General features: G+C 70.0%; 26 protein-coding genes and 1 tRNA gene. 17 read left to right on the plus strand and 10 right to left on the minus strand.

Features of this window, described 5'->3' with window-relative positions; translation table 11 throughout:
* Nucleotides 1–22: 22 nt before the first annotated feature.
* Nucleotides 23–616 (minus strand): SAF domain-containing protein, encoded by a 594-nt coding sequence (locus ASC61_RS11580; protein WP_056212035.1) that lies wholly within the window; start codon nt 614–616, stop codon nt 23–25.
* Between the two features lie 66 nt (nt 617–682).
* Nucleotides 683–991, minus strand: a complete 309-nt coding sequence (locus ASC61_RS11585; RefSeq protein WP_056212037.1) for an FmdB family zinc ribbon protein — start codon at nt 989–991, stop codon at nt 683–685.
* Between the two features lie 85 nt (nt 992–1,076).
* Between ASC61_RS11585 and ASC61_RS11590 the strand changes: the two genes are divergently transcribed.
* Nucleotides 1,077–2,441, plus strand: coding sequence for a hemolysin family protein (locus tag ASC61_RS11590; protein WP_056212039.1), 1,365 nt, complete (start codon nt 1,077–1,079; stop codon nt 2,439–2,441).
* Nucleotides 2,442–2,461: 20 nt separating this feature from the next.
* Nucleotides 2,462–3,490 carry a hemolysin family protein gene (locus ASC61_RS11595; RefSeq protein WP_235503544.1) on the plus strand — a complete coding sequence of 343 codons (1,029 nt, stop codon included), beginning with the start codon at nt 2,462–2,464 and terminating at the stop codon, nt 3,488–3,490.
* Nucleotides 3,491–3,494: 4 nt separating this feature from the next.
* On the opposite strand, the gene ASC61_RS11600 is transcribed toward ASC61_RS11595, so the two are convergent.
* Complete coding sequence (locus ASC61_RS11600) at nt 3,495–3,950, minus strand: MarR family winged helix-turn-helix transcriptional regulator (protein WP_056212044.1); 456 nt, start codon at nt 3,948–3,950, stop codon at nt 3,495–3,497.
* An 85-nt stretch (nt 3,951–4,035) separates the two neighbouring features.
* On the opposite strand from ASC61_RS11600, the gene ASC61_RS11605 reads away from it, so the two are divergent.
* Nucleotides 4,036–4,614 carry a YceI family protein gene (locus tag ASC61_RS11605; protein WP_200935444.1) on the plus strand — a complete coding sequence of 193 codons (579 nt, stop codon included), beginning with the start codon at nt 4,036–4,038 and terminating at the stop codon, nt 4,612–4,614.
* A gap of 15 nt (nt 4,615–4,629) precedes the next feature.
* Here the strand turns inward: ASC61_RS11605 and ASC61_RS11610 are convergent, their stop codons facing one another.
* Nucleotides 4,630–5,190, minus strand: coding sequence for a 5-formyltetrahydrofolate cyclo-ligase (locus ASC61_RS11610; RefSeq protein ID WP_056212047.1), 561 nt, complete (start codon nt 5,188–5,190; stop codon nt 4,630–4,632).
* A gap of 23 nt (nt 5,191–5,213) precedes the next feature.
* On the opposite strand from ASC61_RS11610, the gene ASC61_RS11615 reads away from it, so the two are divergent.
* The 7 genes from ASC61_RS11615 to ASC61_RS11645 all read left to right on the plus strand — a co-directional run bounded on the left by ASC61_RS11615 (nt 5,214) and on the right by ASC61_RS11645 (nt 10,753).
* Nucleotides 5,214–6,584, plus strand: coding sequence for a UTP--glucose-1-phosphate uridylyltransferase (locus tag ASC61_RS11615; RefSeq protein ID WP_056212049.1), 1,371 nt, complete (start codon nt 5,214–5,216; stop codon nt 6,582–6,584).
* Nucleotides 6,585–6,589: 5 nt separating this feature from the next.
* Nucleotides 6,590–8,149, plus strand: coding sequence for a molybdotransferase-like divisome protein Glp (gene glp / locus ASC61_RS11620; protein WP_327019494.1), 1,560 nt, complete (start codon nt 6,590–6,592; stop codon nt 8,147–8,149).
* Between the two features lie 2 nt (nt 8,150–8,151).
* Nucleotides 8,152–8,640, plus strand: a complete 489-nt coding sequence (gene moaC, locus ASC61_RS11625) for a cyclic pyranopterin monophosphate synthase MoaC (RefSeq protein ID WP_157439465.1) — start codon at nt 8,152–8,154, stop codon at nt 8,638–8,640.
* Nucleotides 8,637–9,122, plus strand: a complete 486-nt coding sequence (locus ASC61_RS11630; protein WP_056212053.1) for a MogA/MoaB family molybdenum cofactor biosynthesis protein — start codon at nt 8,637–8,639, stop codon at nt 9,120–9,122. The genes moaC and ASC61_RS11630 overlap by 4 nt, the downstream gene beginning before the upstream one ends.
* A gap of 35 nt (nt 9,123–9,157) precedes the next feature.
* Complete coding sequence (locus tag ASC61_RS11635) at nt 9,158–9,712, plus strand: GNAT family N-acetyltransferase (protein WP_327019499.1); 555 nt, start codon at nt 9,158–9,160, stop codon at nt 9,710–9,712.
* Nucleotides 9,713–9,803: 91 nt separating this feature from the next.
* Nucleotides 9,804–10,646 (plus strand): divisome protein SepX/GlpR, encoded by an 843-nt coding sequence (gene sepX / locus ASC61_RS11640; RefSeq protein ID WP_157439466.1) that lies wholly within the window; start codon nt 9,804–9,806, stop codon nt 10,644–10,646.
* Nucleotides 10,647–10,677: 31 nt separating this feature from the next.
* Nucleotides 10,678–10,753: transfer RNA gene (locus ASC61_RS11645), tRNA-Ala, on the plus strand.
* Nucleotides 10,754–10,867: 114 nt separating this feature from the next.
* Here the strand turns inward: ASC61_RS11645 and ASC61_RS11650 are convergent.
* Complete coding sequence (locus ASC61_RS11650) at nt 10,868–11,464, minus strand: TetR/AcrR family transcriptional regulator (protein ID WP_056212059.1); 597 nt, start codon at nt 11,462–11,464, stop codon at nt 10,868–10,870.
* Nucleotides 11,465–11,562: 98 nt separating this feature from the next.
* Here ASC61_RS11650 and ASC61_RS11655 point away from each other — a divergent pair, with 98 nt between their 5' ends.
* Complete coding sequence (locus ASC61_RS11655) at nt 11,563–12,396, plus strand: alpha/beta fold hydrolase (protein WP_056212062.1); 834 nt, start codon at nt 11,563–11,565, stop codon at nt 12,394–12,396.
* Nucleotides 12,397–12,668: 272 nt separating this feature from the next.
* Nucleotides 12,669–13,634, plus strand: coding sequence for an LLM class flavin-dependent oxidoreductase (locus ASC61_RS11660; protein ID WP_056212063.1), 966 nt, complete (start codon nt 12,669–12,671; stop codon nt 13,632–13,634).
* Here the strand turns inward: ASC61_RS11660 and ASC61_RS11665 are convergent.
* Entirely contained in the window at nt 13,631–15,007 is a 1,377-nt protein-coding gene (locus ASC61_RS11665) for an NAD(P)/FAD-dependent oxidoreductase (RefSeq protein ID WP_056212066.1), read from the minus strand. The two genes, ASC61_RS11660 and ASC61_RS11665, sit on opposite strands and share 4 nt — an antisense overlap.
* A 59-nt stretch (nt 15,008–15,066) precedes the next feature.
* Between ASC61_RS11665 and ASC61_RS11670 the strand changes: the two genes are divergently transcribed.
* Complete coding sequence (locus ASC61_RS11670) at nt 15,067–15,411, plus strand: MmcQ/YjbR family DNA-binding protein (protein WP_056212067.1); 345 nt, start codon at nt 15,067–15,069, stop codon at nt 15,409–15,411.
* Nucleotides 15,412–15,442: 31 nt separating this feature from the next.
* Here the strand turns inward: ASC61_RS11670 and ASC61_RS11675 are convergent, their stop codons facing one another.
* The 4 genes from ASC61_RS11675 to ASC61_RS20475 all read right to left on the minus strand — a co-directional run bounded on the left by ASC61_RS11675 (nt 15,443) and on the right by ASC61_RS20475 (nt 18,809).
* Nucleotides 15,443–16,639, minus strand: coding sequence for an HNH endonuclease signature motif containing protein (locus ASC61_RS11675; protein ID WP_056212069.1), 1,197 nt, complete (start codon nt 16,637–16,639; stop codon nt 15,443–15,445).
* A 269-nt stretch (nt 16,640–16,908) separates the two neighbouring features.
* On the minus strand, nt 16,909–17,877 hold the full coding sequence (locus ASC61_RS11680) for a DUF4349 domain-containing protein (RefSeq protein ID WP_056212071.1): 969 nt from the start codon (nt 17,875–17,877) through the stop codon (nt 16,909–16,911).
* Nucleotides 17,874–18,449 carry an RNA polymerase sigma factor gene (locus ASC61_RS11685; protein WP_056212073.1) on the minus strand — a complete coding sequence of 192 codons (576 nt, stop codon included), beginning with the start codon at nt 18,447–18,449 and terminating at the stop codon, nt 17,874–17,876. Before ASC61_RS11685 ends, ASC61_RS11680 begins: the two co-directional genes overlap by 4 nt.
* A gap of 66 nt (nt 18,450–18,515) precedes the next feature.
* A complete protein-coding gene (locus tag ASC61_RS20475) occupies nt 18,516–18,809 on the minus strand; it encodes a GLUG motif-containing protein (RefSeq protein WP_157439468.1) in 294 nt (97 codons plus the stop codon).
* On the opposite strand from ASC61_RS20475, the gene ASC61_RS20480 reads away from it, so the two are divergent.
* The 4 genes from ASC61_RS20480 (at nt 18,808) to ASC61_RS11705 (ending at nt 23,081) form a co-directional block, all read left to right on the plus strand.
* Nucleotides 18,808–19,119, plus strand: a complete 312-nt coding sequence (locus ASC61_RS20480) for a hypothetical protein (protein ID WP_157439469.1) — start codon at nt 18,808–18,810, stop codon at nt 19,117–19,119. The genes ASC61_RS20475 and ASC61_RS20480 overlap by 2 nt on opposite strands.
* A 55-nt stretch (nt 19,120–19,174) precedes the next feature.
* On the plus strand, nt 19,175–20,569 hold the full coding sequence (locus ASC61_RS11695) for a hypothetical protein (RefSeq protein ID WP_157439470.1): 1,395 nt from the start codon (nt 19,175–19,177) through the stop codon (nt 20,567–20,569).
* Nucleotides 20,566–21,630 (plus strand): hypothetical protein, encoded by a 1,065-nt coding sequence (locus tag ASC61_RS11700; protein WP_056212079.1) that lies wholly within the window; start codon nt 20,566–20,568, stop codon nt 21,628–21,630. The genes ASC61_RS11695 and ASC61_RS11700 overlap by 4 nt, the downstream gene beginning before the upstream one ends.
* 260 nt (nt 21,631–21,890) lie before the next feature.
* A complete protein-coding gene (locus ASC61_RS11705) occupies nt 21,891–23,081 on the plus strand; it encodes a pilus assembly protein TadG-related protein (protein WP_082530619.1) in 1,191 nt (396 codons plus the stop codon).
* The last annotated feature ends 18 nt before the right edge of the window (nt 23,082–23,099 follow it).

Below are 23,099 nucleotides of genomic sequence, written 5' to 3' on the forward strand. Positions count from 1 at the left end.
TAGCGAGGGCGCGGGCCGGCGACTAGGACGAGGTGATCACGCTGAATCGGGCCTCGAGAGCGGCTGTCGCCAGGGCCAGTGCGATCTTCTCGGTCGTGACGATGCCGACCGACACGACCTCGCTGTCGCCGCTGGACGGGGGCAGGGTGACGACCTCGACGGACCGCGCCACGACCTCGGCCTTGCTCTCGCCGTCGGGGTCCACCGCGATGACGTCGACCCGGTCGCCGACATGCAGGCCGGTGAGCCCGTCGGCCCGATCGACGCGGATCGTGGTGAGCACGGCGTCCTCGGCGTAGCCGGACAAGGCGTCGTCCTGAAGCACGCGATAGTCGGTGATGGCCTCGCCCGCGCGCATGGGCCCCGCGACCCGGCGGCCGATCGCGTCAGCGCGGACGAGCCCGTGCGACGGCCGGGCCGATGGTGGCACAGTCGTCGTACGCACGTCGGATGCTGTCAGCACGTGCCCGCTGCGCAGGTCGCGACTCGTGACCAGCACGGCGGCGCCGTCGGGTTGCTGGCGCAGCGCGGAGAGAGCCGTCAGCACGGCGAGCCCGGCGAAGAGCGCGGCCAGGCTGCGACGGTGCTCGAAGACGAAGCGGTGGATCCGGTCCATGCCGGGACTCTAGGAAGTTCCGCGGCGCGGCGCTGAGCGCCATCCACAGCCGGAGGGAGCCGAAGCTCAGGCAGCCGATTCCTTGCCGGACTTCTTGGCCGGCGTGGAGCTCGACGACGACGAGTCGGACGAGGACGTGCTCGAGGAGGACGAGCTCTCCTTGGCGGCCGGCTTGGCAGCGTCGCTGGAGGACGAGCTGGACCGGCTGTCGTTGCGGTAGAACCCGGAGCCCTTGAACACGACACCCACCGCGTTGAAGACCTTGCGGAGGTCGCCGCCGCAGTTGGGGCACACGGTCAGCGCATCGTCGGTGAAGCTCTGCTGGACTTCCAGCGCTTCTCCGCAGTCCTTGCACTGGTACTGGTACTTCGGCACGTCATGCTCCCGCTCGATCGATGGTGCACCCCAAGGGTACAGTTGCCCGCACCGTGACCAGTCCTGTCCCTCCTGGAGCCCGTCGATGACCGAATGGCTGCTCCTGGCCACGTCGTTGCTCCTGATGCTGGCGTGCGGGGTGTTCGTCGCGGCCGAGTTCTCGTTCGTCACGGTCGATCGCGCCACGATCGAGCGCGATGCGGAGGCCGGTGACAAGGGCGCCCAAGGCACCCTGCTGGCGCTGCGCACCCTGTCGACGCAGCTCAGCGGCGCCCAGCTCGGCATCACGATCACCAACCTCGTCATCGGTTTCCTCGCCGAGCCCGCCATCGGCAAGCTGCTGCACGATCCGCTCGAGTCCGCGGGCCTGGAGGGTGGCACGCTCAAGGGCGTCGCGTACGCCATCGCGCTCGTCGTGAGCACCGTCGTCACGATGCTGGTCGGCGAGCTGGTGCCCAAGAACTTCGCGCTGGCGCTGCCGCAGCGCACGGCGGCCGTCACGCAGTGGCCGCAGCGGATGTTCACCCGGGCGATGGCATGGCCGATCCGCGCGCTCAACGGTCTGGCCAACGCGATCCTGCGGTTGCTCGGCGTCGAGCCGCAGGAGGAGCTGCGCTCGGCCCGCTCGCCGGTCGAGCTGCGATCGCTCGTGCTGCGGTCGGCCCAGCAGGGCGCGATCGACGACGAGACCGCCGACCTGGTGGCCCGCAGCATCGCCTTCGGCGACCGCACCGCGGCCGACGTGCGTACGCCCCGCGTCCGGGTGCACTTCCTCGAGGGCCGCGACACGGCGTACGACGTCATCGAGGCTGCCCGCCAGACCGGGCACTCCCGTTTCCCGGTGATCGGCAAGAGCCCCGACGACGTCATCGGGATCGTGCACATCAAGCGGGCGGTGGGCATCGAGCCCGACCGGCGGCGCAACGTACGGATCGCCGACATCACCGACCCCCCGACGATCGTGCCGGACAGCATCGAGCTCGACCCGTTGCTGGCGCTGCTGCGTGAGCAGGGCATGCAGATGGCGATCGTCATGGACGAGTACGGCGGCACCGACGGCGTCGTCACGCTCGAGGACCTGGTCGAGGAGATCGTCGGCGACATCGCCGACGAGCACGACCGGCTCTCGTCACGCAGCCGCCATCGCCGCGACGGCACCTGGTCGCTGTCGGGCCTGCTGCGTCCCGACGAGGTCGAGGAGCAGACCGGCGTCGCACTGCCCGAGGGCGAGGACTACGAGACGATCGCCGGCCTGATCCACGAGAAGCTCGGCCGCATCGCCACCCGCGGCGATGCCGTGACGTTGCACCTCGACCGGACCCCGGACGACGAGGAGGACGACCCCGAGCCGCTCGTCGTGACCCTCACGGTGGAGCGCATGGAGGGTCGCCGGATCGACCGGGTCTCGCTCACGGTCGACGACGAGGGCGACGGCGGTGATGACGCATGAACGGGTTCGTCGGAGTCCTGGTGACACTCGTCCTCCTGGCGCTCAACGCCCTGTTCGTGGCGTCGGAGTTCGCCTTGATCTCGGCCCGGCGCACTCAGCTCGAGCCCCGCATCCAGGCCGGTTCGCGGCCGGCCCGGATGGCGATGCGGGCGATCGAGAACATCACCCAGGTCATGGCCGCGGCCCAGCTCGGCATCACGATCTGCTCGCTGGGGCTCGGCGCGGTCGGCGAGCCAGCCATCGCGCACCTCTTCGAGCCGCTCTTCGAGTCGCTGCACGTCCCGCACGGCGCGGTGCACCCGGTGTCGTTCGTCATCGCCATGACGATCGTGGTGTTCGCACACGTGGTCCTGGGTGAGATGGTCCCCAAGAACCTCGCACTCGTGGGGCCCGACCGCGCGGCGCTGATCCTCGGGCCGTTCATGCTGGCCGTCGTGGCGATCCTCAAGCCGTTCGTGGTGGCGCTCAACGGCACGGCCAACATGATCATCCGGCTGTTCCGCATCGAGCCCAAGGGCGAGGTCGCGTCGACCTACTCGCACGACGAGGTCGCCGGCCTGGTCGAGGAGTCGCGCCGCGAGGGCCTGCTCGACGAGGACGAGTACGACCTCGTCTCGGGGGCGCTGGACTTCCACGAGGGCACGGTCGACCAGGTGCTGCTGCCGAGCGCCGGGCTCGTGACGATCCCGCCGAGTGCGACCCCGGTCGACGTCGAGCGGGCCTGTGCCGAGACCGGCTTCTCGCGGTTCCCGGTGCTCGACGGTACCGGCGAGATCGCCGGCTATCTCCACATCAAGGACGTCCTCGAGACCGACGACGCGTCGCGGCTCGAGACGATCGCCGACAAGTGGCTGCGTCCGCTGGCCACGGTCGTCGCCGGCTCGGGGCTCTATGAGGCGCTCCGCACGATGCAGGCCCGGGGCTCGCACATGGCCCGCGTCGCCGACGAGTCCGGCGCGGTGCTCGGCGTCATCATGCTGGAGGACGTGCTCGAAGAGCTCGTCGGCGAGATCCGCAGCGCCGACGCCGCCGACGGCAGGCGCAGCTAGCCGTTCACCTCCGGGGGTCGACCTCGTGGGCGTCGACGACGCGTTGCAGGCCCTTGGCGATGGCATCCTGCTGGGCTGCGGTGAGGTGCCGGCTGAAGTGCTGCTCGATGCCGGCGAGATACACCGGCGCAGCGGCCCGCCGGGCTGCCCGGCCCTCCGGCGTGATCCGGGCGAGCGTCGCCCGCCCGTCGTCGGGGTCCGGAACGCGTTCGAGGTAGCCGGCCCGCTCGAGCTCCGACACGAGCCGGCTCACGCGCGTTCTCGAGAGCACGACGCGAGCGGCGAGGTCCTGCATGCGCAGCTGGCGGTCCGGCGCGGCGTTGAGCTCGAGGAGGACGTCGTACCAGGAGAGGGGGATCAGCTTGCGGTCCTGCAGATCCTGCTCGATCGCGCGCAGCGCGCGATTCTGCGCGCGGAGCACGGCCTGCCACGCGGCGACGGGATCTCGGTCTTCAGCCATGAGGCGAAACTACTACTTGCGTGCGTCTGCACGCAAATGTAAGGTGTGTGCACACGCACATAACAACTCGCGAAGGATGAAGATCATGAGCACTGCACACGTTGTCGAACAGGCCGAGCTGCCCGCCGCAGGCACCTGGGTGATCGATCCGGGCCACGCCGAGGTGGGCTTCGTCGGTCGCCACTTCGGGCTGACCAAGGTCCGCGGGCGCTTCACCGGTGTCGAGGGGACGGTCACGATCAGGGAGCCGCTCGACCTCTCGGAGGTCCACGTCGTCATCGACATGGCCACCGTGAGCTCGGGCAGCCAGACCCGCGACGACCACTTGAGGTCGGAGGACTTCTTCGACGTCGCCAACCACCCGCAAGCCGTCTTCCGGTCCACCGGCGTCGTCGTCAGCGGAGCCGAGGCGCGCATGACGGGGGAGCTGACGATCAAGGGCGTGACCCGGCCACTGACGCTCGAGGCGGAGTACGTCGGCCACGCCACCGACCCGTGGGGTGCTGAGCGCGCCGTCTTCAGCGCGGCAGGCACGATCAACCGCGAGGACTGGGGGCTGACCTGGAACATGGCGCTCGAGGCTGGGGGCCTCCTGGTCTCCAAGGAGATCCGTCTCGAGATCGAGGTCGAGCTCGTACGTCCGGACGCTGCGGACGGGGCCTGACGTCGCGGCGGAGGGTCAGGGCACGCGGAACAGGCCCGCCGGTGTGACCGCCATCTGCACGGGCACGTCGTGCGGCTCGTGCGGCAGCTCCGCCAGCAGCTCGTGGGTGAAGACCACGGCGCAGAGCGGTGCGCGTACGCCCTCGAGGGCGCGGTCGTAGTAGCCGGCCCCGCGGCCCAACCGGTGTCCTGCATGGTCGACGGCGAGCGCCGGGACGATGACCACGTCGCACGTCGTGAGCGCGTCGCGACCCAGGCGCTCGCCGGCCGGTTCGGGGATGCCGAGCGGCGTCGTGGTGAGGGGCGACGCTGGGTCGTACGCGACCCAGTCGAGGGTGTGGTCGTCGAGGCTCAGCGGCACGACGACTTCGATGCCCCGCTCGAGCAGGCCCGTGATCAGCGGGACCGTGCCGGGCTCGGACGGCATCGAGAGGTAGCAGGCGACTCGGGTGGCCCGCGCGACGACGGGGACCGCGAGCACGTGGAGCGCGATCGCTTCGGCCGCCTGCCTGCGCACCTCGGGGGCCATGGCGCGACGCTTCGCGAGCAGGTCCAAACGCGCTTGATCCTTCGTCACGCGCTGACGCTAGCGTATGTGCAATGTCGGGACTGGCGATGGCGCAGCAGCGCATGACGGAAGCTGGCGTGCCCCAGCGAGCGATCGATGTCTTCTCCTCCTTCTACGCCAAGCTCGAGCAGGGCGACAGCGGGATGATCCGCGAGGCCGACGTCGACCCGCTCGACGGCATCGACCATGCCGGCTCGCTCCAGCTGAGCGACGAGGAGTGCCGCGCGGCGGCCGAGGTCACGGCGGTGATCAAGCTCAACGGGGGCCTCGGCACCTCGATGGGCCTCGACAAGGCCAAGACGCTGCTGCCCGTACGACCCGACCTCACGTTCCTCGACGTCATCGTGGGCCAGGTCCGTCACCTGCGCCAGACCCTCGACGTACGCCTGCCGTTGCTGTTCATGAACAGCTTCCGCACACGCGACGACACGCTCGCGGCGTTGGCGAAGTACGACGACCTCGAGGTCGAGGGCCTGCCGATCGACTTCCTGCAGAACCGCGAGCCCAAGCTGCGCGCAGACGACCTGACACCGGTCGACTGGCCGGCCGACCGCTCACTGGAGTGGTGCCCGCCGGGGCACGGCGACCTCTACACCGCGCTCGAGGTCTCCGGCATTCTCGACGCCCTGCTCGACGCGGGCTATCACTATGCGACGGTCTCCAATGCCGACAACCTCGGCTCGGCCCCCGACCCGGCGATGATGGGCTGGTTCGCCGCGTCGGGCGCGCCCTACGCCGCCGAGGTGTGCCGGCGCACGCCCGCCGACGTGAAGGGCGGCCACATCGTCGTCCGCAAGAGCGACGGCCGGCTCGTGCTGCGTGAGACCGCCCAGGTCGCACCGGAGGACGCCCCTGAGGCGGACGACCCGCAGCGGCACAAGTACTTCCACTGCAACAACCTGTGGTTCGACCTGCGCGTCATGAAGGCGACCCTCGAGGCGCGCGACGGCATCCTCGGACTGCCGCTGATCCGCAACGCCAAGACCGTCGACCCGACCGATCCCTCGTCGACCAAGGTCGTGCAGATCGAGTCGGCGATGGGGGCGGCCGTCGAGGTGTTCGAGGGCGCCACGGCGATCGAGGTCGACCGGTCCCGGTTCCTGCCGGTCAAGACCACCAACGACCTCATGCTGCTGCGCTCCGACGTCTACGGCGTCGGCGAGGACTTCCGCGTACGTGCTCAGGTCAGCTCGGCGCCGCTGGTCGACCTCGACCGCCGGTTCTACACGACGATCGCCGACTTCGACGCCCGCATCCCGGAGGCTCCTTCGCTGGTCGACGCCACCTCGCTGACGGTCAAGGGTGACTGGCGCTTCGGCCGGGGGGTCACGGTGCGCGGCGACGCAGCGCTCGACGACTCCGGCGCGGCCCAGAGCGTCCCGGCGGGCGCCCAGTTAGGCTGACTCGCATGTCACCTGGAGAAACCGACGACGGGCCGGAGCAGAACATGCTGCCGCTCGGCTCGGACACTCCGCCGGATCCGATCCCCGGGTTCCCGTCGAGCCCGGCCGGCGAGGGTGAGCAGACCGAGCCCGTACGACTGCCGGAGCCGCCCTCCACGCCGTCGGTCCCTGCGCCGCCTCCGCCGGTCGCCCCGGACCCTGTCGCGTCGCCGAGCTCAACGACCGAGGGGCCGCCCGAGCCGGCGCCCCCCGCGCAACCCCAGCCCGAGCCGCCTGCCGAGCCGACCCAGCCCGCGGCCTCCGCGCCGAGCGCCCGGCCCCGGCCGGCCAGCGTCCGTGAGGGCATGTTGACCGTCGAGGACCACCTCGAGAAGATCCTGCGCGGCATCGGGCCCCTGGGTGCGTACGACCAGCCGCTCGTCGAGTCCCTCGGCCTGCCGCTGCACGAGGCGTTCGTCAGCCCGTCCGACCTGCCGTTGTTCGACAACTCCGCGATGGACGGCTATGCCGTCCGGTCCGAGGACGTCGTGGGTGCGACCCGTGAGCAGCCGGTCGCGCTGCCGGTCGTCGGGGAGATCGCCGCAGGCTCGGGCCGCCCGTTCGCGATCAGCGCCGGCACCGCGGTCAAGATCATGACGGGTGCGCCGATCCCGCGTGGTGCCGATGCCGTCGTCCCGTTCGAGAAGACCGACCGCGGCAACGCCCGTGTCGAGATCTACGAGCCCGCCGCTCGTGGTGCGTGCATCCGACCCAAGGGTGACGACATCAAGGCCGGCGACACGGTGCTCGCCGAGGGCACGGTGCTCGGACCCCGTGAGATCGGGCTGCTGGCCTCGCTCGGTGCGCCTCGCGCCAAGGCCCGCCCACGTCCCCGTGTCGTGGTCATCTCGACGGGCGACGAGCTCCGCGAGCCCGGCACACACCTCGACTTCGACTCGATCCACGACGGCAACAGCTACATGCTCGCCGCGGCCGTACGCGACGCCGGTGCGATCTGCTACCGCGTCGGAGCGGTCGACGACAGCCCGCGCACGTTCCGCAAGGTGCTGTCCGAGCAGCTCGTCCGCGCCGATCTCGTGGTCACGAGCGGCGGGATCAGCAAGGGCGATCACGATGTCGTCAAGGAGACGCTGTCGGCACTCGGCACGGTCGACTTCGTCGAGGTCGCGATGCAGCCCGGCAAGCCCCAAGGCTTCGGCAAGGTGTTCGACGAGCAGACCCCGATCATCACGTTGCCGGGCAATGCCGTGTCGGCCTACGTGTCGTTCGAGGTGTTCGTGCTGCCGGCGATCCGTCGCATGATGGGTCGCACGCCCTACCGCCGGCCCATGGTGCACGCGGTCCTCGCGGCCGACCTCACGTCGACCCCGGGCATCCGCCAGTACGTCCGCGGGGTCTTCGAGGTGACGCATCGCGGCGCCAAGGTCACCCCGATCCTCGGCAACGGCTCGCACCTCATCGGCTCGCTGGCCAAGGCCAATGCGTTGATCATCGTCGGCGAGGACCAGACCGCGCTCAACATGGGTGACACGGTCCGCACGCTGGTGCTGGATCGGCCGTTCTGACCATGCCCGACCGGCTCACCCACGTCGACGACTCCGGCGCCGCCCGCATGGTCGACGTCACCGCCAAGGCCGTCACGGCCCGCACGGCGACGGCTCGCGGCCGGGTCGAGGTGAGCGCCGAGGTCGTCGCGCTGCTGCGCGGCGAGGGCGTCCCCAAGGGCGATGCGATCGCCACGGCCCGCATCGCCGGGATCATGGCGACCAAGCGCACCCCCGACCTGATTCCGCTGTGCCATCCGCTGGCGATCGGCGGGGTCGAGGTCGACCTGGTCGTCGAGGACGATGCCGTGACCATCAGGGCGACCGTACGGACTGCCGATCGTACGGGCGTCGAGATGGAGGCCCTGACTGCGGTCAGCGTCGCGGCGCTGACCGTCGTCGACATGGTCAAGGCCGTCGACAAGCTGGCCCGCATCACCGACATCGAGGTCGTGGCCAAGTCCGGTGGCAAGAGCGGCGACTGGACCCGGTCGCCGTCGGGGCAGGCATGAAGGCAGCCGTCGTCGTCGCGTCCAACCGGGCGTCGACCGGGGTCTACGAGGACACGACCGGGCCGCTGATCGTCGAGGCGCTCTCGGCGTGGGGTTTCGAGGTCGGCCCGCCGGCTGTCGTGGGCGACGGTGAGCCCGTGGCCGAGGCCATCCGCGCGGCGCTCGCCGAGGGTGTCTCGGTCGTCCTGTCGACCGGCGGCACCGGCATCAACCCGACGGATCGCACCCCTGAGGCCACCCGGCCGCTGCTGGACCGCGAGCTGCCGGGCGTCGCCGAGGCGATCCGGGCTCACGGCGTCGCCAAGGGCGTACGCACCGCGATGCTGTCGCGTGGGCTGGCCGGCGTCTCCGGCACGACCGTCATCGTCAACCTCCCGGGATCACGGGGCGGGGTCAAGGACGGCCTCGCGGTGCTCGCCGACGTCCTGCCGCACGCGGTCGACCAGCTGATGGGCGGCGACCACCCGGGCGGTGCGTCCTGAGTCCCGGCTGGCCGGTCGTCCTCACGCACGGACGGATCGGCGTACGTCCGCTGCGCCGTCGCGACGCGCGCACGTGGGCGCGGCTGCGGGCCGACAACGCCGACTGGCTCGGCCCGTGGGAGGCGACCCTGCCGCGTGAGGCAGGTCCGCCGGCCACGTCGTACGTCGGGATGATCGGCACGCTGCGCCGTCGAGCGCGGCTCGGCCAGGCCATGCCGTTCGTGCTGACGTGGGACGACGAGATGGTCGGCATGCTGACGGTCAACGGCATCACCTGGGGATCGGCGCGCTGGGCCAGCCTCGGCTACTGGGTGGCCAAGAGCCACGCCGGCAGGTCGATCACGCCGACCGCCGTGGCGCTGGTCGCGGACCACCTGCTCACGACCGTCGGGCTGCATCGCATCGAGATCGCGATCCGGCCGGAGAACGCCGCCAGCCTGCGGGTCGTGGAGAAGCTCGGCTTCGTCGAGATCGGCGTGGCCCGGCGATTCCTGCACATCGCGGGGGACTGGCGGGATCACCGGGTGTTCCAGGTGCTCGCCGAGGACGTGCCCGGCGGGCTCCTGAAGCGGCTCGAGCCGCCTTCCTGAGTCACCGAGTCACACCCGTCCCACAAGTTCTCAGGCGACACACGGCCGTGGGTGCCGGGTTAGCGGACCTGCACCGCCTACCGTTTTGCTCGTGGGTTCGAGCAGTGGGTTGATCATCGCGTTTGTCGTGGCCGTCTGGGCCGCGTACTTCGTGCCCCTCGTGCTGCGCCGATACGACGAGGCCAGCAAGAACGCCTCGGTCGAGGCCTCCGGCTCGCAGTCCCGCGTCATCGCCCGTCCCGCTGCGAAGCCCGCCGCGTCGGTCGCCGAACCCGCCGCGTCGCCCGTTTTGCCTGAGATCCCGGTCGCCGAGAAGGTCGTGGCAGCTCCGGCCCGTACGCTCGACCGTCCCGCGGCGCGCCTCGCCGCGCGGCGCCGCCGTCGCACCCTGCTGACCCTGCTGGCCGCGGCTGTGCTGACCGGCGGCCTCGCCGCCGCCTCGGTCATCGCTCCCTTCTGGGTCGCGGCCCCCGTCGCGCTGATCGTGGCGTGGCTCGTGGCCTGCCGCCTCCAGGTCCGCAGCGAGCTCGGCATCGCCCGCGTCAAGACGCCGAAGCAGCCCAGGGCCGACAAGAAGACATCCGTCTCGACCGCCGCCGACGAAGAGCAGACGATCGTCGTCTCGGGCCAGTTCGAGGACATCAACCCCGGTCTGAAGCACCAGATGGAGGACGTCCCGCTCGAGGCCAACGCGCTCGACGACCAGATCGTGATCGCCGTGCCGTCGGTCTCCACGACCGGCGAGGCGCTCTGGGACCCGCTCCCGGTGACCCTGCCGACGTACGTCACGAAGCCCCGCGCCGGCCGCACCGTCCGCACGATCGACTTCGGCCAGGCCGGCGCCTGGACCTCGGGACACATCGAGGGTGAGGACGTCGAGCTGCCGCAGCGGGGCGATGACGCCGGCGACGAACGCCGGGCCGTCGGCCACTGAACCAGCCTGATAAAGTTGCGAGGCAGCACGAGGGGCATTGGCGCAGTTGGTAGCGCGCTTCGTTCGCATCGAAGAGGTCAGGAGTTCGAATCTCCTATGCTCCACCAGTGAAAAGACCCGGTCGCCCTGCGACCGGGTTTCTTCGTGTGGCGGTGGGTGAGGTCGGACGCGCGTGCGCGGGGTTCGACCCAGGTCACCGGGCCGGCTCCTGACGGCCAGCGTCATTCCGTGATGCCGGCGGCGTCCATGAGGATCTCCGCGGCGCGGCGGGCATCGTCCGCGGCCTGGCTGGTGCCGGCGATCGCGGCCGTGGTCTGGGCGCCTTCGGCGAGGATCGCCAGCTGGGGACCGAGCCACGCCGGTCCGCCGGCCTGTTCGACGAGCCGCGCGACGTATGCCTGGAAGTCCGCCTTGTGGTCGCGGACGATGCCGGCGAGTGACTCGACCGTGCCGCCGAGCTCGCCGAACGAGTTGATGAACCCGCACCCGCGGAAGTCGTTCTCGCCGAACCAGGCGCTGAGGAAGTCGAAGATCGCCAGCAGCTGCTGACGCGGTCCGGAGGCTTCGGCGACTGCGGCCGACACGCTGCTCATCCAGCGCTCGTGACGGCTGCGCAGGACCTCCTCGACGATGACCTCCTTGGACGGGAAGAGCTTGTAGAGCCGCTTGAGTGAGACGCCCGACTCGTCGCGCAAGGCGTCCATGCCCACGGACTGGATGCCACGCAGGTTGTAGAGGCTGTCGGCCGTGGCGATGACCAGGTCGCGGACGGCGTCGTCGCTCGACGCGCGGGCATCGTTCGCAGTGACCTTCGTCATGGAGCTGATCCTCTCGGGGGCTTGCGTAGAAAACGATCGTTCTCTAGTCTAGAGCATACCGGAGAACGAACGTTCTCCAGACTTCGAGAGGAACTGACATGGCAACGATCAAGGTCGGCACCGAGAACTCCACCGACATCGAGCTCTACTACGAGGACCACGGCACGGGGCAGCCGGTCGTCCTGATCCACGGCTATCCGCTGGACGGACACTCGTGGGAGAAGCAGTCCGCCGCGCTCCTCAAGGCCGGCTACCGCGTCATCACGTACGACCGCCGCGGCTTCGGCCAGTCGAGCCAGCCGACCACCGGCTACGACTACGACACGTTCGCCGCCGACCTGGACGTCGTGCTCGAGACGCTCGACCTGCAGGACGTCGTCCTCGTCGGCTTCTCGATGGGCACCGGCGAGGTCGGCCGTTACGTCGGCACGTACGGCACTGCCCGCGTCGCGAAGGTCGCGTTCCTCGCCTCGCTCGAGCCCTACCTGCTGCAGGCCGACGACAACCCCACCGGCGTGCCGGCTGACGTGTTCGACGGCATTCGCCAGGCCGCGACCGACGACCGGTTCGCGTGGTTCGACTCGTTCTACGAGAACTTCTACAACCTCGACGAGACCCTCGGCAGTCGCATCAGCGAGGCCACGGTCCGCGCGAGCTGGACGGTCGCTGCCGGTTCGTCGTGGTACGCCGCGTCCGCTGTGGTCGACACCTGGCTGACGGACTTCCGCGACGACATCGCCAAGGTCGATGTCCCAGCGCTCATCGTGCACGGCACCGCGGACCGCATCCTGCCGATCGACGCGACCGGTCGGGAGTTCACCAAGCGGCTCCCCGCCGCCGAGTACGTCGAGATCGAGGGCGCGCCGCACGGCATGCTGGCGACGCACGCCGACGAGGTCAACGCAGCACTGCTCGGCTTCCTCGCCCGCTGAACAGGCAGGGGCCGCCGCACGCAGTAGCGGCGGCCCCTCACTCCCTGAAGAGTCGAGCCCCGCCCGGGCCCGCAGGGGAAGCAGGGACCGGACGGGGCTCAGGGGGTTGACCCATGTCGAACATCCTGGGACGGCCAACCTGCACGCAACCTGACTGCGTCCGGATCAGTTGCGCGGCGCGGGGTTCCGGTTCGGGTCCTACAAACGGTTCGTCTTCGGAGCGACTGCGACGAGCCGGGAAGCAACGCCGTCCCACGCGGGTTGACCATGGTGTGAAGCTCTCGCTCCTGGACCGGTCCCGCACGCGGACCGGTCGTCCCGAGGCGGAGGGGCTGACGGGCTCGATCGACCGGGCGATCAACGCCGAACGACTCGGGTACGACCGGTTCTGGGTCGCCGAGCACCACGCTGTGCCGGGCATCGCCAGCGGCTCGCCGCCGGTGCTGTTGGCTGCGATCGGGGCCCGCACCGACCGGATCAGGCTCGGGTCCGGCGGCGTCATGCTCCCGCACCACCAGCCGCTCGTGGTCGCCGAGCAGTTCCTGATGCTCGAGGCGCTGCACCCGGGCCGCATCGACCTCGGGCTCGGCCGCTCTCTGGGTTTCACGGCGCCCGTACGCGAGGCGCTGCGCGATCACGCGCCCGACACGTTCGAGGACGACCTGCGCGACCTGCGGGCGTACCTTGACGGCGCCGCGGCGGTGACCGCTCGACCGCAGGTGGCCGGACGAGTGCCGATGTTCGTGCTGGCGACCGGGCGGGGCACTGTCATCGCCGCCCGACTGGGGCTGCCGGCGGTGATCGGTGGCCCGATCCTCGGCGAGCCACGGCTCACCGAGGTGCTCGAGGCGTACCGCAGGGACTTCCGCCCGAGTCCCGGTGTCGAGCGGCCGTACGTCGTGGTGTCGCTCGACGTGACCGTGGCCGACGACGACGCCACGGCCCGTGAGCTCGCGCTGCCGGAGGCGTGGGCGATGGCGCGCTCGCGACAGACGGGGGAGTTCCCGCCGCTCGAGCCAGTTGACGACATTCGGCGCCAAGCCTGGACGACCCAGGTGCGCGACCGGGTCGAGGCGTCTCTCGACCGCGCCGTCGCCGGTGGTCCGCAGACCGTCCGTCGGGCGCTGGAGCGGCTCGCCGAGCGCACCGGGGCCGACGAGCTGCTGGCGTCGACCTCGACCTACGACCGCGAGGCGCTGTTCGCCTCCGACGAGGCCCTGCGCGGCCTGGTCAGTTAGCTGTCGAAGCCCAGGCCGAAGCGGTCGAGCAGTCGGAGCCACAGGTTGCGCCGACCCGTGCGGTCGGCACGTTTGAGCGACCACGTCGTGATCTGGATGCCGATCCACGCGAACGGCTCGGGCGGGAACGGCAGCGGCTTGCTGCGCACCATCTCGAGCCGGGTGCGCTCGGTCTCCTCGCCCGACAGCAGGTCGAGCATGACGTTGGCGCCGAACCGCGAGGCGCCGACGCCGAGCCCCGTGTAGCCCGTCGCGTACGCCACCGCGCCGTCTCGTGCGGTGCCGAAGAAGGCGCAGAACCGGGTGCACGTGTCGATCACGCCGCCCCAGTGGTGCGAGAACTGCAGGCCGCTGAGCTGCGGAAACGTCTCGAAGAAGTTGGCCGCCAGCGTCGCGTAGGTCTGCGGGCGGTGGTCGTACTTCGGCCCGATCCTGCGGCCGAAGTGGTAGATCGCGTCGTAGCCGCCCCACAGGATCCGGTTGTCGGCGGTGATCCGGTAGTAGTGGAACTGGTTGCCCGAGTCGGAGAGTCCCTGGCGGTGCTGCCAACCGATCGAGGCGAGCTGGTCGTCGGTGAGCGGCTCGGTCATCAGCACGTAGTCGTAGACCGGCACGGTGTGGAACCGGAGCCTCTTCAGCAGCGACGGGAACGCGTTGGTCGCCAGCGCGACCCGCCGGGCGGTGACTGAACCGGTCCCGGTGACCAGCGTGGTGCCGTCGCCGTGCGCCGTGAGGTCCCGCACCGGCGTGTGCTCGACGATGACGACGCCGGCCGCCTCTGCTGCTGCGGCGAGGCCCCAGGCCAGTCGGGCCGGGTCCAGCATCGCGGTGCCCTCGCGGTCCCACGTGCCGCCGAGGTACGTCGGTGAGTCGACCTCGCGCCGCAGGGCTTCGGCGTCGAGGAAGTCAGGCGCCGAGGAGTCGTAGTCGGCGAGCTCGTGCGGCCGGGTCGCCACCGCGAGCTCGCCGGTGCGCCGGAAGTCGCAGTCGATGCCGTAGCGCTCGATCGTCGCGGCGATCTCGTCGAGGTTCTCCATGCCGAGCCGGTGCAGCTGGTCGTACTCGTCGGGCCAGCGATCGCGCCCATTGGCCTCCCCGTGCGTCAGGCTCGCGGAGCAGAACCCGCCGTTGCGGCCGGTGGCCTCGCCGGCGATGCGGCCGGCCTCGATCAGCACGACGTCGCAGGCGGGGTCGCGCTCCTTGGCCATCAGCGCGGTCCAGAGCCCCGTGAATCCGCCGCCGACGACCGCGAGGTCGGTGGTCAGGTCGCCCGCGAGCGCCGGCCGGGCGGGTGGCCGGTCGGGGGTGTCGAGCCAGAAGGGCACGGGCGCGGCATCGGACCAGCTGGTCCGGTTGTCCTGGGGTGCGGTCACGCCGTCATCCTGTCAGGCGGCAGGGCGAACTGTCCGCGCTGCGGCGTACGTTCTGGAGGGTGATCACGGTCGAGGACGTGCGACGGGTCGCGCTCACGCTGCCCCGGGCCTATGAGGTGCTGGTGCGCGACCGCATCAAGTTCCGCGTCGGCAGCCTCGTCTTCGTCGCGTTCTCCCGCGACGAGACGCTGATGGGCTTCGGCTTCCCGCGTGAGGAGCGCGAGCACCTCGTCTCGTCGAGGCCCGAGACGTTCCAGATGCCGTCGCCGGGCGACATGCGCTATCAGTGGGTCGTCGCCGACATGGCGGCGCTCGACCCGGACGAGATGGAAGAGCTCGTGATTGACGCGTGGCGCATGTGCGTGCCCAAGGGCGTCGCACGCGAGTTCCTGGGTGAGGACTGAGACCCCACGGTCCCCTGAGCTTGTCGAAGGGTCAGGGCCGCCATCGATGGTTCCGTTTCCAGACCTGAGACCCGGGTGGCTTGTACTCGGGGTGGCCGTCGCCGGGTGACATGCGGATGGTCCAGGCGTTGTCGTGGATCGTGCGGTGGTGGAACGGGCAGATGAGGACGCCGTCGGCGAGTCGGGTCTCGCCGCCGTCTGCCCAACGCATGCGCCAGTGGTGCGCTTCGCACCATTCGGGTGGCCGGTCGCAGTCTGGGAAGGTGCAGCCGCCGTCTCGGTTGGCGAGGGCCTGCTTCTGGGTCCTCGTGAACAGGCGCTGCTCATGACCGTGGTCGAGGGGCAGCGACGTGCCGTTGAACACCTGGGGGACGAGTCCCGCATTGCAAGCCATGCGACGGGCTTGGCCCGCCGAGATCCTGGTGCCGGTGGAGAGCGTGGCAGGCTTGATGCCGCGGACGAGGGTGTCGTGGTCGAACCGGACGATCAGGGTGGCGCTGAGTCCGCCCTTGCCGGGGAGCTTGTCGGTGGGCAGGTGATCGCACAGCTCGGCGAATCCCATGCCCAACCGGTGCCGGTGCTCCAGGTCGCGGTCGTAGTAGGACTCCGCACCGGGGGTGTGGTCGTGCAGGTGGTCGCGTCGGGGTGCGCTGATCGCCTGGATCGCGGTGAGCAGCTGGTCTGCCTGCGCCTCGGGGATGCGGAACCCGCCCCGGCAGGTCCCGTCGCCGTCGTTGGACATCCAGAACTCCGACCGCCGCCAGGCGTCCTTCTCCCGCGCCTCCAAGGTCCGGTTCTCGATCTCGTCGACCTCAGGCGCGGGCTTGAACTGGTCGGTGATCCGCTTGGAACGCGAACGAAGGTCCTTCAACGACAACCTGCCGGCGTCACCGATCAGCGTGTCCTCACAAGCCTGCTTCTGCTCGGGCGTGGTGTCATCGGGCAGATCGGCAACCGCCCCGGCGATGATCGCGGCCTGCGCCGTGCCGATCTGGCCACCGGCCAGGGCTTCCTCGGTGCGAGATGCGGATTCCAGCGCCTTACCCATGTTGACCATGTGGTCACCGGCCCTGCGATCACCACCGAACGACCCAGCCAGCATCGCCCCGGTCGACGATGCACCTTGGGCCTTGGCGAATCCCGAGGCCTCCAGCGCCCTCGTGCCAGCGACCTGCTGAGCCTTGACTCGGGCCTCGACCCGCATCAACCGCTCCACCAGGTCACGCACCGTGACTGGCTCAAGGCCAGCCCAGGCACCCAATGACATACCGTCCAGTGCACCCTCGATCTGCTCAACCGCAGACACCAACGGGTGCGGGAGCGAGGCGACGGGAGCAACGGACACGGGAAACCTTCAGACGTATGGGCAGGGAGTCGTCTCAACCTTGGGGCCCACTGAAGGGTTCTCACCCGACCCATGTCGTTCCAGATCGGCGCACTGACAACTCTACGACAAGACGCCGCCGAAGTCGAACATGTGTTCGAATGCTGAGATGCCTAGTTCCAGCCTCGACGGCGGGCGACGAGGCGGTACGCGCCGTAGAGCACGATCACGATCGCCAGCCACGGCAGCAGCACTCCGGCGACCTCGACGACGTTGTTGACCGTCGACACGAGGGCGTTCCAGCCGTCGGTGAGCCCGCCCTTGAACCCGCCGGGCTCCACCGAGTCGGCCCTGGCCTTCTGGGACAGGTCGATCGACAGCGTCGAGAGCGAGACCTGGTCGGCGATCTGCTTGCGCTGCGCCTCGAAGCTCTCGAGCTGTTCCTGGCGCTGGGTCAGCGCGTTCTCGGCCTTGATCAGCTCACCGCTGGTGTCCGCGTTCGCCATGATCCGCTCGAGCCGGTCGATCGACAGCCGGAGCGCGTCGATGCGGGCGTCGAGGTCCTTGGCCTGGGCCGTGACGTCGTCGTTCTGCAGCGAGACGTTGGTGACCGTGCCATACGTCTTGAGCCGGTCGATCGTCGCGGTGACCTTGGTGCTCGGCACGCGCACCGTGACGAACGCCGACGCGTCGTCGCCGTCACCGTGCTCGGTGCGGCTGTCGACCCGGCCGCCGATCGTCTCGGCGTAGGCGCTGATCTTCTGGGCGACCGTGCGCGGGTCCTTGACCCTCACGTTGATCTCGCCGGTCGTGATGACTTCGCGGTCGGCGTCCGGCGCAGCTGTCTTCTCCAGCGTGTTGCTGCGTCCACCGGCCGAGTCGTCCGCCTGCGGAGCGGGCCCCGCCTTCGCCTGCGTGCTGCCGCCGGCGCCGCTGTCCGAGGCCCCGTCACCCGCACCGCCGCCGTTGCTCAGCGCGCCGATGCCGACCGAGCCGAAGCCGATCACGACGACGCTGGCCGCCGCGAGCCCGATCGTCGTACGGGCCCGGTGGCCGCGCTTGGCGATGTCCTGGTCGACCGCGTGCATGACGGTGGAGCGCATCTTGCCGATGCGGTCGTCGTTGAGCGTGGGGGTGGTCATGATGTCTCCCTCATCGAACGGAGGTCGGCGCGAAGCCGGGTGCGGAGTCGTGAGACGCGGTTGCGGACCGCGGCGTGGCTGACACCGAGCTCGCGGGCTGCCAGCTCGTACGTGTGGTCGCCGGCGACGCACATCTCGTAGAGCCGCTGGTCGGTCGGCGACAGCGCGGCAACGGCCTTGTCGATCTCGCCGCGGACCTGCGCGGCGACGACCTCGTCCTCGACCGACGCGTCGTCCGGCAGGTCGGCGTCGAGCTGGATGCTGCGCGCACTGACCTTCTGCGAGCGGCGCCGGGCGTTGAGCGCGGTGTAGCGCGCCGTGACCAGCAGCCACGGCAGCACCGAGTCGTCGACGACGGTGATGCGGCGGATCTTGTCCCACGTCGTGATGAACACCTCTTGCGTGACGTCCTCGGCCTCGCGCTGGTCGCGCACGACGGCGTACGCCTGCCAGTAGACCGGCCGCACGTGCCGGTCGTACAGCTGGCCGAACGCGGCGCGGTCGCCCGCCGAGGCGCGGGCCAGCAGCTCGCGGTCCCCGGTGCCTTCGGCGGTGGTCGTCGGTGGTGTCACCCGGCGCTCCGATCTGTGCGGTGTACGGACGTCTACCTGCAGATGTCCGGACCCAGCCACACCGTCTCACGTCCGGGGCGCACTTTTTGCAGGTCCCCGCAGTCGGGCACTGCCTCGTACGATGGTGGGAGCAGGAGGTGGCACCATGAAGCGGATCTTCGCGGCCCTCGTCGTCGCGGCGACCGTCGTGCTCGCGGTGACCCTGCTGTCGTCCGGTTCGGACGCACCGACACCGTCGTCCGGCCCGACCGCGCTGCAGTCCGCGACGCTCGACCAGGTGGTCCGCCCGGCGAAGCCGCCCAAGGCGAAGTTCGTCCGGACGATCTTCGCGACCTCGAGCCTCAAGCGCTCGGAGTTCATGCTCGACCTCTGCAAGGGTCCGATCGCGGTCTTCGTTGGTGAGTACCGGCCGCGGCTGATCGCCGAGCACGACTACTGCGGCGGCCTCGCGTGGATACCCAAGCTCGGCAAGGGCGACGCGATCAAGCTCTCGGGCGATGGCGTGCACGACGGCACCTACGTCGTGAAGACGATCGGGCACGCGCCTCGCAACGAGGCCAAGGTGCGAGACCTGCCACAGACCGACATCGTGCTGCAGACCTGCGTCAGCCAGAACACCATGGTCCTGGTCGGGATGGACCGGTTCGAACCCGTGACCGTCACCAGCTGACGCCGCATTCGCGCTTTCCCGACGCGGTGGTCTGGCCCGGCTTATGCTGGCGCCCATGTCCCAGCGCGCGTTCCGATGGGCGGGGATCGCCGCGCTGCTCATCCTGATGACGCGGCTCGCCTCGGTGGCGGCGCAGCCACTGTCCAACGCCGACACGTGGTTCAACCTCAGGCTCGGCGCCGATCTCGGCGCGCCGTGGCACTGGGCCGATCCGCCGCGGTGGTCGACGTACGCGACGACCGACTGGGTGCCGACCCAGCCCTTGGCGGCCGCGGGGATGTCGGCCGTCGAACGGGTCGCAGGTCTGCCGGGCGTCGCCTGGCTCTACGGCGTCGGACTGCTGACGTTCCTGCTCACGGTCTACGGGATCTGCCGGGCGTACGCCAGCCCGCTCATCGCAGCCCTCGGCACCTGCCTCGCCGTGATCGGTGCGTCGGGCAGCCTCTCCGCGCGTCCGCAGCTCGTCAGCCTGGTCCTCGTGCCGCTCGTGGTGCACGTGTGGCTCCGCACGCAGGAGGACGGCCGGGCCCGGTGGTGGCTCGTCCCGATGACGTGGCTGTGGGCGATGTGCCACGGGTTCTGGATCGTCGGGGTCGCGACTGGCTTCGTCGTCACGGCGGGCCTGCTCATCGCCGGACCGGACCGACGGCAGGCGGCCAGGTCGGCCGTGATCCCGCTGGCATCGCTGGTTGTCGCCGCGCTGACGCCGGTCGGCCCCAAGCTGCTGCTGACCCCGTTCGTCGTGAACGACCGCGCCCACCTCATCAGCGAGTGGCAGCGCGCGTCGTTCGCCTCGATCGACCCGTGGCCCGCCACGATCATGGTCCTGCTCGCGGGTGCCCTGCTCGCGAGCCGGAAGCACCTGACCGTCGCGGAGGGCCTCCTGATCGCCATGGCTGCTGGCGGCATCGTCCTCAACGGCCGCACGATGGCGATCGCCGGGCTCATCGTGGTCCCGTTGTTCGTGCGCGCGCTCCAGGAGCGGGTGTCATTTCCGCTCGACGCCGAGTCCCGGGCTGTCGAGCTGAGGCGGCTCTGGCTGACCGGCGCAGCGATGGCCGTCGTGCTGGGGGTCGCGGTGCCGCACACCGCGGACGAGCCGGCCAAGGTCCCGACCGCGTTCGATGCCCGGCTGGACGCCGTACGCGACGGCGAGACGGTCCTCAACGATCCGCCCGCCGGCAGCTGGCTGGTGTGGCGCCACCCGCAGGTCAACGTCGTCGTCGACGGGCTCTTCGACGCCTATCCGGTGAGCCACCTCGAGCGGACGCTGAGCGTGATGCAGGCGCAGCCCGGGTGGCAGGCGTACGTGGCGCGCGCCGATCCGGTGCTGGCCGTGCTCGCCGCGGGTGAGCCGCTGGTCGGCGCCTTGCGCGACAGCGGCTGGCGACTCGTCGACGAGGATGCCGGCTACGTGCTGCTCGAACCCGCGAAGAGCCGCCAGCCGTGACGGTCTCCAGGCGGTTCGCCGACTGGCCGCCGTACGCCCGGCTCGCCGTCCTCGGCCTCGTGCTGCTCGCGATCGTCGGCGCGGCTCTGACGGTCGGCCCCTTGCAGGACTATGCGACCCAGTCGTCGAGGCACGACGCCGACTCCGACCTCTATCGGGCCGTCATCGATCACGTCCGGCACGGCGAGGGGTTCTACTCCGCGTCGGTGTCCGAGCAGCTCGAGCGCGGCTATCCCGTCCGGCCCGCGATGACCGTACGCGAGCCAACCCTCGCGTGGCTGCTGGCCGGGCTCGGTGGCTGGCGTCACGGCATGGCCGTCCTGGCTGCGTTGGCCGTGGTCGTCGGTCTCGCGATGGTCAGGCGGTTGGAGAGCGTCGACAGCCGGCGCGCCTTCTTCCTGGTGAGCGGTCTCGGCGCCCTCGTCGCCTTCGGCTCGTACGTCGGTCCGGTCCAGGTGACGCAGCACGAGTGCTGGGCCGGGTTGCTGGTGGTCCTGTCGCTCGCCGTGCGTACGTCCGACCGCTTCGCCGCGGCGGTGGTGCTCGGCCTGCTCGCGTGCTTCTTCCGCGAGCTCGCGGCGCCCTATCTCGTGCTGATGGCGGTGGCGGCGATGGGGGAGCGACGGCGCCGCGAGGCCACGGCCTGGATCGCGGCCGGCACGCTGTTCGCGGTCGTCTACGCGGTGCACCTGTGGGCGGTGGCCCGGCAGACCTCGGCGGGTGATCCGGAGTCGCCCGGCTGGCTCGCGCACGACGGCCTGGCCCACGTGCTGGAGACGGTCCGCCTGACGACGTTCGCCGGTGCCGGGCCTGACCTGGTGAGCGTCCTGGTGCTCGTGCTGGGGCTGCTCGGCTGGGCCTCGATCGCGTCGCCGCTGGCCAATCGTGTCCTCGCGTGGATCGCGTTCTGGGTCGTGCTCACGCTGTTCGTCGGACGGCCGGAGAACATCGTCTGGGGCTTCCTCTGGGTTGGTCCTCTGGTGCTCGGTATGGTCCTCGCGCCCGGCGCGCTGCGTGATCTGACCGGCATTATTCGCTGGAATCGCAGGGCGGCTCGCTGAATTCCCACAAATCCCGTACGTGACAGGGTGGCCGGGAGTATGTTCTGGCCTGGGAGCGTCGCCTCGGCGACGATGCACGACAACAGAGGGAGTGATCATGAACGTTCTGCGAGGTGATAGCCGCACGTAGCTGAGCTCGCGCCGTCATGGCGTGGCAGCACCAGGACCGGAGGGAGCCGGTCCTGAACCTGAGCTCACGTGCGGGGTCGTGGTGACCCACGACTGCAGCTGGTGAGTCCAACGGGAGAGGGAGCCCGGGGATGAACGGTTGGTTTTCGCGTCGACCTGCGCGCTCGGAGGAGCGTGGGGCGACGACTGTGGTTGTCGGTCTGCTGATGACCGCCCTGGTGGCGGCCACCGGCATCGGCATCGACACGAGCAACATGGCGTACCAGCGCGCGCGGATCCAGCACTCCGCCGACGCCGCGGCCAACGCGATCGCGCTCGACTGCGCGCAGGGCAAGACGACCTGCAGCCCGACCGGGGCGCAGAGCACCGCCAACTACTTCGTCACGCAGAACTCCGGCAGTGGGACCGCGACCATCCCGGGGACCGTCAACTCGAGCTCGACCTCGGTGACGGTCAAGGTCGACAAGACGGTCAACACGGGATTCTTCGGCCTGCTGGGCATCGGCTCCAAGAGCGTGAAGGCCTCCGCGACGGCCACGCTTGGGGGGTATCCCGTCGAGGGGGCGCCGATGTTGCCGATGGCGGTGCCGTACTGCATGTGGAAGGCCAACCAGGCGCCGGCCACGACACCGATCCTGTTGCGCTCGGACCTGATCAGCGTCGTGTTCAACGTCATCGTGCAAGGCGGTGCGGCGGGTCGGCTCATCACCGGACTGCTGGGTGAGTTGTTGGGCGTGACGGACTCCTGCACCACCCCCGAGGGGCTCAACCTCAAGATGCTGCGCGGCCCGATCTGGCTGTCCGGCATCGAGGACGCGCTGCACAGCACGTTCAACTGGAACTCGTCGGTCTGCAACATGAAGGTCGGCACGATCGACGGCTTCCTCGGCAGCACCGTGAGCTCGGTCATCCCGTCCAACTGCGTCACCAAGCTGGGCAGCCAGATCAAGAAGAACCAGATCATCCTGGTGCCGATCTACCGGCCGTCGATCACGCTCGACCAGCTCGGCCTCGAGCTGGTGGTCGACGTCTGCATCCTGTCGATCTGCACGTACAAGACGAAGATCCCGCCGCGGATCGGCGTCAAGGTTCTCGGCTTCGCCCCGTTCAAGATCACGGGCTGGAACTTCCCGACGAACTCCAACCTGGATCCCAACGCACCGCTGTGCGGCGCGATCAACCTGCTCACGCACCCGCCGGCGAGTGTCGGCTGCCAGGGGATCCAGGGCTACTTCGTGAAGTCCTTCACCCGCGACCCGGACTTCACCTACTCGCCGACGGGTGCCGACTTCGGTGCGTCGTCCGTGGCGATCAGCAACTAGGGGGATGCATGCACACCA

Source organism: Aeromicrobium sp. Root344 (assembly GCF_001425755.1).
Taxonomy (GTDB): Bacteria; Actinomycetota; Actinomycetes; order Propionibacteriales; family Nocardioidaceae; genus Aeromicrobium.